Consider the following 17272-nt stretch of genomic DNA (forward strand, 5'->3'; position numbering starts at 1 on the left):
GAATCGCCAGGTGCTTGAGCCGTGCGGGCCAGGCCGGCCTTGTGCCGCAGGGTCTCGCAGCACCGCGGGAGCACCAGCGATCACGAGTGGCGCAGGAATCAACTTCGCGACCTCAGCGCGATGGTGAACTCGAGGCAATCTGCGACGGCGCGATGGTGGCTGCGGCGATGGGAGTCCCTTCTGGCTACGCCATGGCTACTCCTTGTGCGGCATCGTCTGCTATTCGATCCAAAGCGGGCGGGACCCGGGGGTCGGGGTCCCGCCCGCCGCGGAGGCCGCGCACCCCGGCCCCCAAAGGCACAGGCGTCGAGGGTCACGGTGCCGTTACGGAGGGGCCAGGATGGCTGACGGCGGCGGGGATGCGCATCGTCCCGGCGGGCTCTGCGCCTTCTGCCGGCGAGGCCTGCGTGCCGCCCCCGTCCCGGGAGTTTCAGCGCGATCGCCAGCGGCGCCGTCAAACCACTTGCTCCACCGCGGTGGCGACGAGTAACCGGGCGATCGACATGAGACCTCTCCTCACGATGCGACGATGCTTCATCTCTAGATCGGTCGTGGTGCCTCAGATGTAACAGCGGATCTGTTGCCCCATCCATGAGCTGCGAGGGCGCGGGAAGAAACCGCGCCGGGCAGGCCTACCGACGGAGGCTGTCGGCGAGATCGGCGGCACGGTCAGCGATGGCATCCGGAGAGGTGGCCGGGCACGGCGGCCAGTATCGGCGTACCGTGCGTTCCGAGCGGCCTATCTTCGCGGCGATCTCCGCGGGGTGCAGTCCAGGATCGCGTCGGTACCAGTAGGCGACTGCGGCGGCCGTCTCCGACGGGACCGCACCATCAGCGCGTGTCCTGCCATCTGCCGGATTCGGTTCGTCAGCATGGACGTCAGGCGTTTCCAAAATGTCGCCCCGCCGCATCGCTGGGTCGCTGAGCGGCTCGTCCGATAGCTGGTCGCGACCGCGATTGTCCTCGGCATCAGGCCGGCGGTCCGTAGTGCCACGTCCGTGGCGGGGCGCAGGCCGAGCCGTAGCCTTCTGGCGGGTGTGATCGGCCGTGCCATCGTCCCGGTCGGCCTGCCTGCGTCGTGCAGCGGCTGCCCCGATGGGTGCAGCGGGTGGCTGTGCCGCTTGTGCGGCCGGCGCATCGGCGCGGGACGTCGTCGCGGCCTGCGGGGCGAGTTGCTGTTGGGTGTCGGCGGCGCGGATCCTCGCGGTGAGCTCGACGAGGCTGACGCTGGCAACGATGACGAGGCCGTCAACGGAGATGGGCAGCAGGTAGGCGGCGCCGGCTTCGGTCTCGCCGTAGCGGGCGGCGACCCCGACGAGATGCCAGTAGGACACCCAGGCGGCAATGGCAGCGATGACCGCGGTCGCGGGCGATCCGGATAACTCCCAGGGAGCGGCGGTGGTGGGGGACGCGGGAGATCAGCTCGACGGTGAGGAGCAGCGCCAGTGGCGGCCACGCGGCGATGATCTGTCTGATCGGGTTCGGTCGAGCGTGGAGGACGTTCGCGGCCACCGACGCGGCGACGCCGAGGGTGAGCGTGGCGCGCACGGCCCACCGCAGCCGCCGCAGCTGTGCACCCGTGTCGGCCAATGCCACAGCGCCGACGGCAGGGGCGGCGGCCAGGCGGAGCCATCCCGCAGCGCCGAGCCGCCGATCGTGTTCACGTGGCCGCTCCGTCCTCGTCAAGGAGGCGATGGGCGCGCCGGTGGCCGTCGGAGCGGCGTAGGTCGGCTATGAGGCGGTCTGCCAGGGTGAGGGTGTCGTCGCTGGGTTCAGCATCGATGTCGGCGAGCCGGCGGGTCACCGCTCGGCGCAGAGCGCGTACGCCGTCGGGGTCGCCGAGCTCAGCGCGGGCGCGCATGGCGGCCTGATACAGGCCTTCGGCGTAGGGGTGCTGGGCGATCGCCGCCTCCAGGACGGCCAGCTGCTCGGAGGGTTGATCGGTGAGCTCCTCGGCGAGGGCGACGGCGGCGTCGAGGGCCTCCTGCCGACCCCGGGCAGGGCCGCCGGCGGTGGACCATGCGCTGGAAGCCAGCCCTGAACGCCTTCGACATCGCCTTCCCAAGGACGCCTGTCCGCAGACCGAAAGTAGTCGTCAACAACCCGAGTTACACCGTTCGTTGACAGACCCTCGCCGGGCCACAGGCACGGGGTCAGGGCCTCGACTCGACCACGTACATGGAGTACAACTCCGGGGCGACATCGGCCACGAATCCATGATCTTCGTTTGTGGCGAACGACAACTCACGCCCCGGTAGCCGCGTCAGCCGATTTGCTGCGCCGCTGTCCTGGCTCGTGTTCGAGGGGCGATACGATCCGTCGCCCCACCGCCGATGACGCTCAACACGACTCTGAATCTCGCGCAGGTTTAGCTGCCCTGGTGACCTCTTCGTGCCGCCAAAGAGGTCACCATGCAGAAGGCGGTCGGAGCGTTGCCGGTGGCGGCCCGCCATCGGGCCAAGTCCCCAGACCGTCACTCCGAGTCGTCCCCTTGACCGCATGGCGCATCGGACAACCCTGGCCCGGACTGATCGCTGGAAGGAACGACGACAGCATGACACGCGGCGCCCTTACCACACGGCAGCAGATAGGGGCGGCCGCAGCCTGGCGGAGCCGCAGCCGATCGGGCGGATCAGCGGCGCTGTGGTGCCCCGACGCTGTGCCGGGCTACCAGGGTCGGTGCGATGGTCTGCCGCAGCGGGCCGACGATGTCCGTCTCGATCTGGGTCAGCAGCATGTCGAGACTCACCCGGGCGACGGCAGCGAAGTCGGGCCGTACGGTGGTCAGCGGCGGAATGAAATACGCCGCCTCCGGCACGTCGTCGAAGCCCACCACGCTGACGTCGTCCGGCACTCGGCGACCGTGCTCGTGCAGCGCCCGCAGGACGCCGAGCGCCAAGTGGTCGTTGGCGGTGAAGACTGCGGTTACTTCCGGCATCCGAGCCAGCATCTGCCCGCAGCGGTACCCAGCTGCTGACGACCAGTCCGCCTGAATCAGAGGCGGCAGCTCCGCGCCCGCCGACGCCAGCGCCTCCTGCCACCCTTCGATGCGGCCGGCGCTGTCGAACCAGCCCGGGGGGCCGGACACATGCCAGACTGTCGAGTGCCCGGCGTCGAGGAGGTGCTGGGTGGCCGCTCGGGCGCCAGCGACCTGGTCGACCGTCACCAGGGGAATCGGTCGCCGCGGATCGCCGTCGACGGTCACCAGCGGAACGTCCCGGGGCAGCCGTTCGAGGGCCTCCCCCGCCGACTCGACCGGCGCGATCACCACGACCCCGGCGACCGGGTGCGCCAGGTGCCGCTCCACCGCCGCGGAGATAGACCGGTGGTCCAGGTTGCTCACGCTGCCGATGCTGACCGCGAAACCCGCCTCGGTGGCCGCCTCGTCGAGGGCGGCCAGCAGTGACGCCGGACCGTAGAGGGTGGTGTTCTGCGCGACCACGCCGATCACCTGCGACCTGCCGGTGACCAGCGCGCGAGCGGCACGATTGGGCCGGTAACCCAGCTCCGCGATCGCCGCCTGGACCCGCAGTCGAGTATGCTCGCGCACGTTGGGATGTCCGTTGAGCACCCGCGACACTGTCTGGTGGGAGACGCCAGCAAGGCGAGCAACGTCCATCATCGCGGGACTGCGCACGGCCACCTCACTCTCTCCTGACAATGGCGACTACGGCCCGTCGACGTCGACCTGAGCGGCCTGGAGGCGGAACTCGCTCTCGTGGCCGCACGTCGGCGTCTGCCGGGTGGCAATGCTGGATCATCGACAGTCTACGTCGGTTGCGCCGTTGGCCGTGACGCAGCCGAGCCGCCGCTCCCCGTTGCGTGCCGAGATGCCGACGCGTTGGCCGTTCGCGTCCCTGGCCCGTCAACGCGGACGGACGACCACCGTTGCCCGCCGCAGGCGACCAGGTCGCAGAGCAATGTCGCTGCTCCCGCGACCCGCATCTACGGTCGAGGACTCGACGATCCGTTGTGCGGTGAGGGCCGATCCCTGCCCCGACGGGGACGCCCCATGCTTGCTGACGCAGCCTGTCCCTCCTGGATCCCGACCTCGCTTACGCGGCACGGGGCGGGCCCGGCCTTGCACCAAGCCCGCCCCGACAACGTCTACCGGTTCGGCAACACCGTTGCTCGCGACTCCCAGGGGTCTCTCATCACCGCTGAAGTGTCAGCAGACCCGGCCGGTACGGCAGGAGTCCGTAGTCGCCGCCGGAGTTGGGGGCGCGTCCCTGGTACAGCAACTGCAGGTTGCAGGGATCCACCGTCATGGTCTGGTCGGCGTTGCCGCGGATCAGTTCGCCGTGGCTGATGTCGTTGGTCCAGGTGGCGCCACTGTTGGCCTTGCCCGCGAAGGGATTGCTCTCGGTCGCGGCCTGTGGTGTCCACGAACCCCCCAGGCTGGTGGCCGTGAACGAGCGGAAGTAGCGGCCCTGCGAGCCGATGGCCTCGACGAGCATGAGGTAGCGGTTCTGGCCCTGGAGCTTGTAGACCTGAACGGCTTCGAACAGATTGTTCGTGGTGTCGCTCATGATCACGGTCGAGGTCGAGCCGAAACTGCCCGGGAAGTTCCCGATGGGCATGCTGGCCCGGTAGATCTTGCCGTTGTCCCCGGCGAAGAACAGGTACATGTTCGTGCTGTCACCGATGAGCGCCTGATCGATGGGTCCCGTGGGGGAGCCGGAGATGCTTCCGGAGAAGAGCACCTGCTCCGACGACCAGCCATTCGGGTTGGTGGGGTCGCTCGACGTCCGGTAGGAGAAGGCGGTCCCACCCCACTGGTAGGCGAGCACCCAGATGTTCCTCGGCGCGAAGTAGAACAACGAGGGCGCGACAGTGGAGAACGACATGGCGTTCTGGCTGGCCGAAGCCATGTCGGACCAGTTCGTGAAGAGGCCGAAGTTCATCGAACCCCACCTCGTCCCGGTGTCGTGGGTCGTGGCGTAGACGAGATGCCGGCCGTTGTAGGGGGCGTAGGTGAAGTCCTTGAGCGAAACCCACCCCGGCTTCGGGTTCGCCAGGGAGCCCGTGGAGGTCCAGCGGTACGTCGACGGCAGAGCGCACGTGCCCGGAGGCGGCGTGGTGGGATTGCCCCCGCCGTCGACGCGGACGAGTTGCCACTGCTGGTTGCTGCCGTTCCAGTCGTCGTACTGCACGATGTTCCCACCGTCGGCGGTCGATGCTCCCTGCACCTCCACCACCTTGTTGCTGTTCCGGTTGATCAACCGTACGTAGCCGCCGTCGGAGTCGGCCAACCGGAACTGCTGGTTGGTTCCGTTGCCGTCGCTCCACTGCACGATGCTGGCACCGTTGGCGGTCGAGAAGTTGTAGACATCCAACACCTTGCCGGAGTGCCGGGACTTCAACCGGTAGTAGCCACCGCCGGAATCCACGAACTGCCACTGCTGCTGGTTGCCGTTGTTGCGCGTCCACTGCGTGATCCGCGCACCGTCGTTGGTGGCCAGGTTGTACACGTCCAGGGCCTTGCCACTGTTGCGGTTGATCAACACATACCACGCGCTCGTGTCGACCGTCGCCGCTGCGGCGGGTGTCGACACCACCGCCGCGGCGGCGACACCGGCCACCACCGTCGCCACGCCAGCGGCGACGACCTGTAGCAACCACCCACGCCGCCGCGGCGGCGGCGCGAGCGATGGAGACCTACCCAGGGCAGACATGATCCTCCTCCAATGACCAAGAGCCGAACGACCTACCCGAAGATGAGCGAACCGCGACGCGTGGCCGGGTACACGCATCAGCAACTGTCAGCGTTAACAAGATGTCTGCGTGCCCCGGCGCACACGGTAATTCGAGGTCGACGAAGCGGGCTTGACCCGGTAAGCCACAGGCGTCGTCATCCTTAGCCATCGACTGTGAGCGATAACATGTCTCTCGTCAAGTCGTAACCTTCGATGTCCGCCAGCCGATCTCGGCCCCGCGGACGGCAGGTCGATCAGGTGTCCGTTCCTGCGAGACGACCGGGCGGTGACCACGACGGTGCCGCCCCGGCGCAGCTAGGGCCCGTCCTGTCGATCATGGAAGCCAGATGATGGCGGTGCAGCGACGTGCAGCTCGCCGGCGCCCACGATCACTTGTTACAGCAGGTATGCCGTGTGCGCATCGATGCGGAGTTGAGCCCGCTCATGATCGGCGGAACTCCACCAGAACTGGTGTCCGAGGGGGGACTTGAACCCCCACGCCCTATACGGGCACTAGCACCTCAAGCTAGCGCGTCTGCCATTCCGCCACCCGGACTTGCATGTCCAGCCTACCGCGCCGGCCGGGGTGAACCCGTCACCCGTTCGGCCGCCCGGCGGGCCGCACGGGGAGTTACTGTACACGGCCGGGGTGGATCATGCACATCGGCTCACGCCCCTCCGGTCGGCGTCCTCCGCGCCCAGCTCAGCCGGCATCCGCGGACACCGGCAAGGGCTGGCCCACGCGCCCGGGTAGCGTCCGGCCGCCGTCTACCGGCAGCATGGCCACGTGTCCCATCCCGCTTCCCTGGCCGTCGTCCAGCAGAGGGCCCTCGCGTTGCGCGCCGCGGGCGATCTCACCGCCGCCCGCCGGATGCTCACCGACGCCATCGGGTCCGCCCGGCCGGCGCACGGCGAAGACCACCCGGACGTGATCAACACGGCGCACCTGCTGGCCCGGCTGCACCGGGAGGCGGACGACCCGGGCGCCGCCCGCCGGGTGCTCGAGGAGGCGTTCGCCGCGGGCGAGCGCCGCTGGTCGCACGCCGAGCCGCTGATGCTGGCGCTGTCGTTCGAGCTGGCCGGGGTAGCGGACGAACTGGGAAATCGGCACGAAGCCCGTCGTAACTACCTCCGCATCGCCACCGCCGGGCCCGCCGTGCTCGGTGCCGACCACCCGGCCGTACGCACCGCCCGGCAGTACCTCGGCGACGCCGCTCCCGCTCCTCAGCCGACCGCTCCCGCCGCCGGCCAGACCGGCCCGGGTGGCCGGCCCGGCCCGGCGCTCACCGAGCCGACCGTGTCGCTGACCACCATTCCCGCCACCGACCAGCCGTACGGCGGCTCGACGGCCGCCGCCCGCCCGCCGCAGGCGCCCGCCGCGCACCCGGCGTCCGCCCCGCTGCCGCCGGTGCCCCCTCCGCCTCCGGTCCCGCCCCGCGCCACGGTCGCGCCGCCCCCGCCGGCGGCGCCCTCCGCCCCGGTCGTCCCGCTTCCGCCCCTCGCCGCCATTCCCCCGGCACCGCCCGCCGCCGGCCCGGCTATCCCGACTCCGCCGCGCCCGGCCCCGCCCGCGCCGCCGATGCACCACCACGCCGGCGCGCAGTCGGCACCGGCCCACCTCACACCCCCGCCGGCGCCCCACTTGTCCCGCCCGGCGCCGCCGGCTCCGCCGGGCCCACCGCCGGCCCCGCCGACGCCTTTGACCGGCCGGACCGGCGGCACGGCGGCACCGGTTCCGCCGAACCCACCCGTACCGCCTCCGCCGCCGTTGCCGGCTACCCCCGCTGCGGCGGCGATCCCGCCGGCACGCGCCACCGCCGCGCCGCCGGTCCCCCCTCCGCCGCCGACCCCGCCAGCACCGCGGACGCCTCCCCCGCCGGCGCGCACCGCCGCGGCTCCCGTACCGCGGACCGCACCGCCGGCCCCGCCCGTCCCGCCGCCGCCGCGCATCCCCGCACCCCCGGCTCCACCCGTCCCACCCCAGCCGGTCAGCGCGGGCACCACCGCGCCGATGACGGCCGGCGGGGCCGGGCGGCAGCAGCTTCCGCCGCCGCCCGCCCCTCCGCAGCGCTCCGACGGCCCGGCCGTGCCGGCCCCGCGACAGTCGCCGTGGGCTCCGGCGCAACCGCCCACCGACGCCGCCCGGCAGGTCCCGGCCCGACCGCTCACCGCCCCGCAGGTCCCGGCACAGCAGTCCACCGGTCCGGCCCGGCCGGCCGCCGCACCGCCACCCGCGGACCAGGCTCGACAGGTCTCGGCACCGCCCGCCGCACCGCGGTCCACCGCTCCGGCAGCACCGGTTCCGGCACCACCCGTGACGCCGCACTTCACCAGTGCGGCACCGCCGGTTCCGACGCCGCCTGCCATCCCGCAGTCCACCGAACCGGTCCGGCCGGTCTCGGTGCCGCCCGCGACGGCCGGCGCGCCGGCCCCGGCCGGTTCGCCGGTCGTCACCGCCCGGCCCGAGCCGGTCCGGCCGCCACGGCAGCGGACCGCCGAGGAGCCTGCTCCGCCCGCCCCGCCACGGCAACTGCCGGAACCGCCCCCGATCCCCGCACCGGGGTGGGACAAGCCGACCGTGCAGGTCCAGCAGATCGGACCGCTGCTGGCCGAGGAGGTGGCCCGGGTCGCCACGCCACCCGCGGCGCCCCGGCCGCCGACGCCGAGCGCCCCGCCCGCACGACCGGTCAACCCACCGCCGTCGGCCCCGCCGGTGACCGCGGCCTCGGCGGCCCCCGTCAGCGCACCGCCCGCCCACCCGATCAGTGCGCCACCCGCCCACCCGATCAGTACGCCGCCCGCCCGTCCGGTCAGTACGCCGCCCGCCCGTCCGGTCACCGCGCCGCCCGCCCGTCCGGTCAGCGCGCCGCCCACCGCGCCGGTCGGCTCGCCAACGGTGAGCCCACCCACGGCACCGCCGGTCAGCGCACCCCCGGCGCACCCGCACCCGGTCAGCGGACCGCCGATCAGCGCGCCGCCGGCCGCGCCGGCAATCCCGCCACCGGTGAGCACGCCTCCGGCTCCCCCAGTCAGCGCGCCACCGGTCCACCCGCACCCGGTCAGCGGACCGCCGATCAGCGCGCCCCCCGGGCTGGGACAGCCGGTCCTCCCGCCGCAGGCGCACCCGGTCGTCCCGCCGCCGGCACCCCCGGTCAGCCGGCCACCGCACCCGGCGTACCCGGCGCCCCCACCGCAGCCGGTCAGCGCGCCGCCGGCGCCCCGGTACCCGGTCAGTGGCGCGCCGCTGGCGCCGCCACCGGTCAGCGGGCCGCCGTCCCCGGCGCATCCGGTCCCGCCGCAGCCGGTCAGCGCACCGCCCGGGCCTGCGCATCCGGTGAGCGGGCCGCCCGTTGCGCCACCGCCGGTCAGCGCACCGCCGGTGCCACCGTGGGGGATGACCGCCCCGCCGTGGGGCAGCATGGCGCCGCCGCAGCCACTGGCCGCTCCGGTCGCGGATCCGGAGCCAGAGGCGGACGAGCCGACGGACGACGACGAGGACGACGAGGACGAACCGGCCTACGTGGACCTCGACCTGGACCAGCCGCGGCTCGAGCCGGCACCGGAACCGGCACCGTCGCACGACCCTGCCGGCACGGCCGCGTCGCCGGTGTCGGCGTACCCGCACCAGCAGGCGTACCCGTCGACCCAGCTGCCCGGGTACCCCCTTGAGGAGCCGGAGCCGGGCGGACGCAGCCGGACGGCGGTGATCGTCGCGGTGGTCGCCGCGGTGCTGGCAGTGGCGGCGGTCGCCGGGGTGGGCGCGCTGGTGCTCGGCCGGGACGCGGCGCCACCGGCCGGTCCGGCCTCGCCGACGCCGACCGCGGCAACCGCGACCGGCCCGCCGCCGACCGACCTGAAGCTGCGCGACAACTCGGCCACCATCACCCTGACCTGGACGGACCCGACCGGCGGTGCCGCGCCGTTCATGGTGGCCGGCGGCCGGGTCGGGCAGTCGCTGGGCGTGATGGCCAGGGTGGACCCCGGGCAGACCAGCTACACGGTCAACGGGTTGAACTCCCGGGTGGACTACTGCTTCACCGTGCTGGCGGTCTACTCCACCGACTCGTTCGCCACCTCCGGGCAGGTCTGCACGGACCGGGAGGGCGGCCCGTCGCCGGGCTGACCGTCCACAGGGCCCACGAGCACGCTGGGTGTCCACAGCGGGACGGTGCGGGTTCCCCCGCCCTCGACCGGGCCATATGATGGCACCCGGCTCAGGGGAGGGGTCGCCGACAGGCGCGCCACCTGCCAGGACGACAGGGGAGGCACCGGGCTGTGGCCACCATCGACGACGCCGTGCCCGCCGGGACCGACGCGACCCGTCCCCGCTCGCGTTTCCGGGGCGGGCTGGTCACGATCGCGATGGTGGCCGCGCTGCTCGCCGCCATGGGGCTGACCGTGCTCGGCCTGGGCGCCGCCGACAACGCGGTGGCCAGCTACGACGCGAGTTCCTGGCTGTGGAGCGCCGCGCGCGGCGAGATGGCCCGGGTCAACGGGGTCACCGCCCGGGTGGACACCCGGGTGGAGGTCCCCGGCACCCGCCGGCACCCGATGCAGGTCACCCAGACCGACCGGCTGCTGATCCTGCGCGACCTGAACACCGGCACGGTCAGCTCGCTGGACCTGGCCACCCTGCAGATCACCGCGACCACCCGCACCACCCCCGGGCTGGGCGTGAGCGTCGCGTTGCACGAGGACGCGGCGTTCGTCGTCGACGCGGTGCAGGGCGTGGTCCGCCAGCTCGACCCGCGCTCGCTGGCCCCGGTCGGCGAGCCGGTGCGCTACCCGCCGGGCATCACCGGCGGATCGTTCGACGGCGAGGGCCGGCTCTGGATCGCGGTGCCGAGCGAGGGCACCGTCTCGGCGATCACCGCCGCGACGCTGCCGTCCGCGCCCGCCTCGGCCGCACCGGCCGGCGCCGGGCTGAGCCCCAAGCAGGTGGAGACGTACGACGTCGCGGAGGCCAGCCACGAGCTGGTCGTGTCCACCCTGGACGACGGCGTGGCGGTGCTCGACCGGACGGCGGGCTCGCTGGTCCGGGTGCAGCGCGGCGAGGTCCGGACGTTCCCGCTGACGATGACCGCCCCCGGCGCGCTGCCGGCGCGTACCAGTGGCCCGGTCGTGCCGGTGACCGTGGCCGACGAGCGGAAGGTGCACGCGGTGGGCGCCGGTGGCGAGGTGAAGGCGTTCACCGTGCCCGGCACCGGTGACCGGCTCAGCCCGGCGGTGGCCTGGGCCGGCCGGTTCTACTGCGCCGACGAGGCGACCGGCACGGTCTACGCGTTCGACGCCGGCGGCCAGCTGGTCGACACCATCCGGGGGAGGGCGACCGGCCCGCTGGAGCTGGAGGTCCGCGAGAACCACCTGTTCATCAACGCCCCCGACTCGGCGACCGCCGGGGTGGTCAACGACAAGCACCAGGTCCGCGAGGTCGACAAGTACGCCAACGACGTGCTCGGCGGCGACCCGCCGCCGGCTCCCCCGCCGCCGCCCCCGCCGAAGAAGCCCAAGGTGGGCAAGCCGAGCGCGCCGCGCAGCGTCACCGCCGCCGCCGGCAACGCGCAGGCCCGGGTGAGCTGGCGGCCGGCCGCGGCCAACGGCGCGCAGATCATCCGGTACGTGGTGGAGGGCGCCGGCCAGCGGCACGAGGTGGGCGCCAACCAGCGGGCCGTGGAGATCAAGGGCCTGACCAACGGCGAGACGTACCGGTTCTCGGTGCACGCGGTGAACGCCAAGGGCGCCGGTCCGGCGCGGACCAGCAACCCGGTCACCCCGACCGCGGCGGTGCCGGATCCGCCGGCCGGTGTCACCGCCCAGGAGCGGCCGGACGGCACGGTGCTGGTGCGCTGGCCGGCGGCGAACGCGCAGGGCAACACCATCGCGAAGTACGTGGTGACGGCCACCTCGGCGGGCGCCAACGCCCCGGCCGGCGAGTCGCGCCGGACCGAGCTGGTGGTGCCGGCCGGTGAGCTGGAGTACGGCACGCAGTACGCGTTCACCGTGGTGGCGGTCAACGACAGGGGCGCCGGGTCGGCGGCGTCGCCGGTGAGCAACACCGTGGTGCCGTACGCGGCGCCGGGGCAGCCGGTCGGGTTGCGGGCCACCACGGTCGCCGACCGGCCGGGCACGATCGCGGTGCAGTGGTCGCCGGCCGAGGCGAACGGCCGGCCGGTGACGAAGTACCTGGTCGACGTCGGCGGGCGCCGCAGCGAGGTGACCGACACCGGGACGACGGTGAGCGGCCTCGGCAACGGGCAGAACGTCACGGTCAAGGTGAAGGCGGTCAACGAGGCCGGCCCCGGCCCGGAGGCGACCGCCACCGCGCGGACGGTGGCCGAGCCGCGGGTCACCGTGACCGGCTCGTCGGCGACCGCCACCGCGGCGACGGTGACGTTCACCGTGGACGCCGGCGGCGGCCAGGCGTCCTGCTCGCTGAGCGCGCCCGGCGAGCCGGCGAAGACCGGCGCCTGCTCCAGCATCACGATGAGCGGCCTGACCCCGGGCACGGCGTACACCTTCACGGTGACCGCGAGCAACGCGGCCGGCAAGGGCACCGCCACCCGCGCGCAGACCACCGACGCCCTGTACGGGATCGCCACCTGCCGCAACGGCTCGTCGGGAGCCGAGGCGAGCTACTGCAGCCGAGAGATCCCCGGCGAGCGCAACGGCAACGAGATCTTCGAGGTCACCCGGCAGGACAACGACCGGCAGGCCGGATGGGTAGCCAACGGCACGCGGCTCAAGGCGTTCTGCAAGAAGCAGGGCGAAGAGGTGTACGCCTACATCTACAACAACCACAAGCGCAGCACCTGGTGGGTGCAGGTCGAGTACAAGGGAAAGAACTACATCCCCTGGGCCTGGCTCAACCTGGAGGGCGGCGACGCCATCAACGTCCTGCCCACCTGCTGACCCACCCAGGCAAGGAGCACCACCGACCGTGAACACCCACGAGCCGCTCACCCAGCCGGAGGTGCAGGGCTTCGCCGCCCTCGCCGCCCGGCTGGCCGAGAACGTCAACTCGGTCGTGCTGGGCAAGCCGCAGGTGGTCCGGCTGGCGCTGACCGCGCTCTTCGCCCAGGGACACGTGCTGCTCGAGGACGTGCCCGGCGTCGGCAAGACCACCCTGGCCCGGGCCATCGCCGCGACGGTCAAGGGGCAGTGGCGGCGGATCCAGTTCACCCCGGACCTGCTCCCCTCGGACGTGTCCGGGGTGACCATCTTCAACCAGGCCACCCGGGGCTTCGAGTTCCACCCGGGCCCGGTGTTCGCCAACATCGTCATCGCCGACGAGATCAACCGGGCCTCGCCGAAGACCCAGTCCGCGCTGCTGGAGGTGATGGAGGAGCGCACCGTCACCGTCGACGGTGTCCGGCACCCGGTGCCGCAGCCGTTCCTGGTGGTGGCCACCCAGAACCCGGTCGAGATGGACGGCACCTACCGGCTGCCGGAGGCCCAGCTGGACCGCTTCCTGGTGAAGCTCTCCGTCGGCTACCCCGACGAGGCGGTGGAGGTCGAGGTGCTGCGCGGGGCCACGGTCCGCTCCCCCGAGGCGCTCACCGCGGTCACCGACACGGCCACCGTCGGGGAGATGGTCCGGATGGCCCGCCGGGTGCACATCGCCGAGCCGCTCTACGCGTACGCGGTCCGGCTGGCCGCCGCCACCCGTACCCACCCGCAGGTGCGGGTCGGGGTCAGTCCCCGGGGCGTGATCGCGCTGACCCGGGCCGCCTGCGCGTACGCGCTGATCGACGGGCGGGGTTGGATCATGCCGGAGGACCTCAAGGCGCTGGCCGAGCCGGTCTTCGCGCACCGGCTGCTGCTCAGCCCGGACGCGCAGGTGCGCGGGGTGACCGCGGCCGAGGTGCTGCGCCAGGCGGTCGCCTCGGTGCCGGTGCCGCTGCCGTCCGGCCAGCCGGCGCCGGTGCAGGGCTGACCGGCAGGTCGGCGTGGGGATCACCGCCCGCGGGGTCGGGCTGCTCGTCGCCGCCGTCGTGCTGCTCGGGGCGGGCTTCCGCTTCGCGTACCCGGAGTTGACCCTGCTGGGCGCGGCGGCCGGCGGCGCGGTCGGCTACGCCGTGCTGACCGCGGCCTGGCGGCCCCGCCTGGAGGTGGAGCGCAGCGCCGACCCGGACCGGGTGGCTCGGGGCGAGCCGGCGAGCATGACGGTGACCGTCCGCAACACCGGCCGGCTGCGGGCGGCGAGCCTGGTGGCCGAGGACCGGTGCGGGGACCACGCGGTGCCGGTGCCGCTGCTGCGGCTGCGACCCGGCCGGGACACCACTGTCCACTACGACGTGCCCACCAGCCGCCGGGGCGTGGTGCCGGTCGGGCCGCTGCGGGTGACCCGGCGCGACCCGCTCGGGCTGGTGTCGGTGGCCCGCCCGTACGGCGGGACCGTCCCGGTCTGGGTGCACCCGCGGATCCACCCGCTGAACGCGGTGCCCACCGGGGCCGGGCGCAGCCTGGACGGCCGGGTGGACGCGGTGCCGCACGGCTCGATCACCTTCGACTCGCTGCGGGAGTACGTGGTCGGCGACGAGCTGCGCCGGGTGCACTGGCGCACCAGCGCCCGGGTGGGCGAGCTGATGGTCCGGGAGAACGTGGACACCAGCCTGCCCCGGCTCGTGGTGCTGCTGGACAACCGGGCCACCGCCCATCCCGACCGGGCCGACGGGGTGGCCGAGAGCTTCGAGTCCGGCTGCGAGGCGGCGGCGTCGATCGTGACCGCCGCGTTCCGGGAGGACCTGCCGGTGGTGCTGCTCCTCGTCGCCCCGGAGTCGCACACCGGCGGATCCGCCGGCGGCGGGCCGCTGGACCGGCTCGCCGCGGCGCAGCTGGCCACCGCCGACGACGCGCTGCGCGCCGCCACGAACCGGCTGCGGCAGGACCGGCTCGGCGACACGCTGGTCTTCCTCACCGGCCCCGGCGGCCGGGACGACCTGGGGCACGTCGGCGCGCTGCACGGCGCGTACCCCTCGGTGGTGGTGGGGGTCTTCGGGGCGGCGGAGGCGACGCCGCCGGGCGCGGCCGGCCTGGTGGTCGTGGACGCGGCCGACGGGGCCGCGTTCGCCGCCGATTGGGACGGGGTGCGCCGGTGGTGACCGTGACCGGCCCACCCGCGGCCGATGCGACCACCGGCGGGCCGGCGCGGCCCCCGGGCCCGGACGGGCGTGCGGCGGCCCGCGCCGGCCGGCTGCTGCGGGCGGTGCCGGTGCCGCTGGCCCTGGTCACGATGATCGGGCTGGCCGGCGTGGTGCTCGGCCGGGTCTACGCCGGAGGGCTGCTGACCGCGCTGGTGCTCGGCGCCGCCGTCGGGTCGGTGCTGGTCAGCGTCGCGGCCCGCCGGCTGCCGTCGTGGCTGGTCGCGCCGCTCTCGGTGCTGGCGATGGCCGGCTGGACGGCCTGGTCGCTGCGGCTCACCGCAACGCGGGCCGAGCTGCCCGGCGGGTTCGTCGAGGTGGCGGCGGACGCCGCCCGCAACGGCATCCCCCGGCTGCTGACCGCGATGATCCCGGTCGAGCCGACCCCGGACACCGTGCTGGTGCCGCTGGTCGCCGCCTGGTTGGCCGGGCTCGCCGGCGCGGAGGTGGCGTTGCGGGCCGGTCGGGTGCTGCTCGGTTACCTGCCGCCCCTGCTGCTCTACGCGGGCGCGCTCTACGTGGTCGGGCCGAACGCCGACCCGGCGATCCGGCCGACGCTGGCGCTGGTGGCCGCCGCGGTGCTCGGCCTCGCCGTCTCGGCGCACGGCACCCCGGCCGGCGCGGACCCGGCGGCCGGGCTCGCGCCGGCGGTCCGCACCGCCGTCCGGGCCCGGCTGGCCGCCGCGTCCGCCGCCGGGGTGGCGGTCGTGGTCGGGCTCGCCGCGCTGGTCGGCCCGCTGGTCGCCGCCCGGGTCGAGGACCGGCCGGTGGACCCGCGCCGCTACGTGGAACCGCCGCAGGTGGAGACGCTGGACGAGAACCCGCTGATCCGCATCTCCGGCTGGGCGCTGAACCCGGAGCAGAAGCTGCTCGACGTGCGCACCGACCGGCCGGCCGCGCCGGAAGCCGCGCCGACCGGGGATCCGGCGGGCAGCGCACCCGGCACGCCCACCGGCGAGAGCCCGCTGCGGATCCGGCTGGCCGTGCTCAGCGACTACGACGGGGTCACCTGGCGGGTCGGCGCGACCTACCGCAACGCGGGCCGCATCCTGCCGGCGGCGGCGCCGGCCCCCGACAGCACCGTCGAGACGGTACGGCAGGAGATCACCGTCGCCGACCTGACCGGGCGACTGCTGCCCGCCGTCGCCACCCCGCGCGAGGTCACCGGGGCGCGGGTGGCGTACGACCCGGCGACCGGGACGCTGATCCGGCCGGAGGGGCTCAGCCCGGGGCTGCGCTACACGGTGACCTCGCAGCGGGAGGAGCCCGACCTGAACCTGCTCGCCACCGCGAACGTGCCGGCCGGCGACCAGGTGGCCCGGGTGCTGCGGGTCGCCGACGGGGTGCCCGAGCCGATGCGCCGCCTCGCCACCCAACTGGCCGAGGAGAACGGCGCGCCGTACGCCCGCGCCGCCGCCGTGGAACAGTTCCTCGCCGAGCACTACCGGCTGGTGGCGGACGCACCCAGCGGGCACGCGTACCCGAATGTGAACTTCTTCCTCTTCGGACCGCGCAACGGTGGCGGGCAGCGCGGCACGTCCGAGCAGTTCGCCGCGGCGTTCGCGGTACTGGGCCGGCTGACCGGGCTGCCCACCCGGGTGGTCGTCGGCTTCGAGTCCACCGGCGACGGTCCGGTGCACGCCGCCGACGCGTACGCCTGGCCGGAGGTGCTCTTCGAGGGGCTGGGCTGGGTGCCCTTCCACCCGCTGCCCCGCCCCGACCAGGAACCCCGGCCGGTCGAGGAGGACTTCCGCCCGACGCCGGACGACCCACCACCGTCGGAGGCGCCGGAGCCGACCCTGGAACCGACCGCCGAGCCGGCACCGGAGGCCGCGCCGGGCCCACCGGTGCAGGACGGTGGCGTACCGACGCCGGTGCTGGTCGGCGGCGGGGCCGGCGGTGCCGTGCTGCTGCTCCTCGCGCTGCTGCTCACCCTGCTGTCGATGCGGCGGGCGCTGACCCGGGCCCGGCTTCAGCGGGGCGACCCCGGCCAGCGCATCGCCGGCGCCTGGCGGGAGCTGACCGACGCGCTGCGGCTGGCCGGGCATCCGGTCGGCGGTGACCTGGCCGCCACCGAGGTGGCCGCCCGCGCCCGCCGCGCCCTCGCCGACGCGGCCGCCCGACGGGCGGGTGTCCCGGCGGGCGCTGTCGCGGACACCGCCGAGGGCGGGACCGGCGGCGGACCGGCCGGGACGGCGGGCACCCGGGTGGAGCCGCGGGTCGGGCAGGTGGACGAGTTGGCCGACCTGCTCAACCAGGTCGCCTTCGCCCCCGGTACCGCCACCGGAGAGCAGGCCGACCGGGCGGCCGCGGTGGCCGGCGACTACGTCGCCGCGCTCCGAGCCGCCCGCCCCTGGTGGCGCCGGCTCCTCTGGTCCGTCCACCCCGGTCCCCTGCGCCGCCGGTCGGAATGACGTGGTGACCGCCGTTCGTGGC

10 protein-coding genes, 1 tRNA gene and 1 pseudogene are annotated in these 17272 nt (G+C 74.1%); 6 read left to right on the forward strand and 6 right to left on the reverse strand.

What is annotated here, in order from left to right; translation table 11 throughout:
* Positions 1-632 precede the first annotated feature (632 nt).
* From AC1WTP_RS27155 to AC1WTP_RS27175, 5 genes are all read right to left on the reverse strand, one after another.
* Positions 633-1334, reverse strand: coding sequence for a DUF2637 domain-containing protein (locus tag AC1WTP_RS27155; protein ID WP_481652089.1), 702 nt, complete (start codon positions 1332-1334; stop codon positions 633-635).
* A 326-nt stretch (positions 1335-1660) separates the two neighbouring features.
* Positions 1661-1861: a hypothetical protein gene (locus AC1WTP_RS27160; RefSeq protein WP_481652107.1), complete on the reverse strand. Its 201-nt coding sequence runs from the start codon at positions 1859-1861 to the stop codon at positions 1661-1663.
* Positions 1862-2632: 771 nt separating this feature from the next.
* Positions 2633-3622 (reverse strand): LacI family DNA-binding transcriptional regulator, encoded by a 990-nt coding sequence (locus AC1WTP_RS27165; protein WP_481652105.1) that lies wholly within the window; start codon positions 3620-3622, stop codon positions 2633-2635.
* 532 nt (positions 3623-4154) lie between these two features.
* Entirely contained in the window at positions 4155-5675 is a 1521-nt protein-coding gene (locus tag AC1WTP_RS27170; RefSeq protein ID WP_481652090.1) for a non-reducing end alpha-L-arabinofuranosidase family hydrolase, read from the reverse strand.
* Between the two features lie 490 nt (positions 5676-6165).
* Positions 6166-6252, reverse strand: a tRNA-Leu gene (locus AC1WTP_RS27175).
* Positions 6253-6483: 231 nt separating this feature from the next.
* Here AC1WTP_RS27175 and AC1WTP_RS27180 point away from each other — a divergent pair.
* Positions 6484-6657 (forward strand): annotated as a pseudogene (locus tag AC1WTP_RS27180) (tetratricopeptide repeat protein); the annotation flags it as partial.
* Between the two features lie 263 nt (positions 6658-6920).
* On the opposite strand, the gene AC1WTP_RS27185 reads toward AC1WTP_RS27180, so the two are convergent.
* A complete protein-coding gene (locus AC1WTP_RS27185; RefSeq protein ID WP_481652108.1) occupies positions 6921-7205 on the reverse strand; it encodes a hypothetical protein in 285 nt (94 codons plus the stop codon).
* A gap of 1885 nt (positions 7206-9090) precedes the next feature.
* Here AC1WTP_RS27185 and AC1WTP_RS27190 point away from each other — a divergent pair.
* From AC1WTP_RS27190 to AC1WTP_RS27210, 5 genes are all read left to right on the forward strand, one after another.
* Entirely contained in the window at positions 9091-9819 is a 729-nt protein-coding gene (locus tag AC1WTP_RS27190; protein ID WP_481652106.1) for a fibronectin type III domain-containing protein, read from the forward strand.
* Between the two features lie 152 nt (positions 9820-9971).
* On the forward strand, positions 9972-12605 hold the full coding sequence (locus AC1WTP_RS27195; protein WP_481652091.1) for a fibronectin type III domain-containing protein: 2634 nt from the start codon (positions 9972-9974) through the stop codon (positions 12603-12605).
* A gap of 28 nt (positions 12606-12633) precedes the next feature.
* Positions 12634-13629, forward strand: a complete 996-nt coding sequence (locus tag AC1WTP_RS27200) for an AAA family ATPase (protein WP_481652092.1) — start codon at positions 12634-12636, stop codon at positions 13627-13629.
* Positions 13630-13642: 13 nt separating this feature from the next.
* Positions 13643-14797 carry a DUF58 domain-containing protein gene (locus AC1WTP_RS27205; RefSeq protein ID WP_481652093.1) on the forward strand — a complete coding sequence of 385 codons (1155 nt, stop codon included), beginning with the start codon at positions 13643-13645 and terminating at the stop codon, positions 14795-14797.
* Positions 14773-17250, forward strand: a complete 2478-nt coding sequence (locus AC1WTP_RS27210; RefSeq protein WP_481652094.1) for a transglutaminase TgpA family protein — start codon at positions 14773-14775, stop codon at positions 17248-17250. Before AC1WTP_RS27205 ends, AC1WTP_RS27210 begins: the two co-directional genes overlap by 25 nt.
* Positions 17251-17272: the final 22 nt, after the last annotated feature.

The organism is Micromonospora sp. R311, from assembly GCF_056780015.1.

Bases quoted from the DNA above. Each gene is read 5' to 3' on its own strand.
- AC1WTP_RS27160 (WP_481652107.1), bottom strand. From the start codon at position 1,861: ATGCGCGCCCGCGCTGAGCTCGGCGACCCCGACGGCGTACGCGCTCTG.
- AC1WTP_RS27165 (WP_481652105.1), bottom strand. From the start codon at position 3,622: ATGATGGACGTTGCTCGCCTTGCTGGCGTCTCCCACCAGACAGTGTCG.
- AC1WTP_RS27170 (WP_481652090.1), bottom strand. From the start codon at position 5,675: ATGTCTGCCCTGGGTAGGTCTCCATCGCTCGCGCCGCCGCCGCGGCGG.
- AC1WTP_RS27185 (WP_481652108.1), bottom strand. From the start codon at position 7,205: ATGGCGGCGAGGGGCGGAAGCGGGACGACCGGGGCGGAGGGCGCCGCC.
- AC1WTP_RS27190 (WP_481652106.1), top strand. From the start codon at position 9,091: ATGACCGCCCCGCCGTGGGGCAGCATGGCGCCGCCGCAGCCACTGGCC.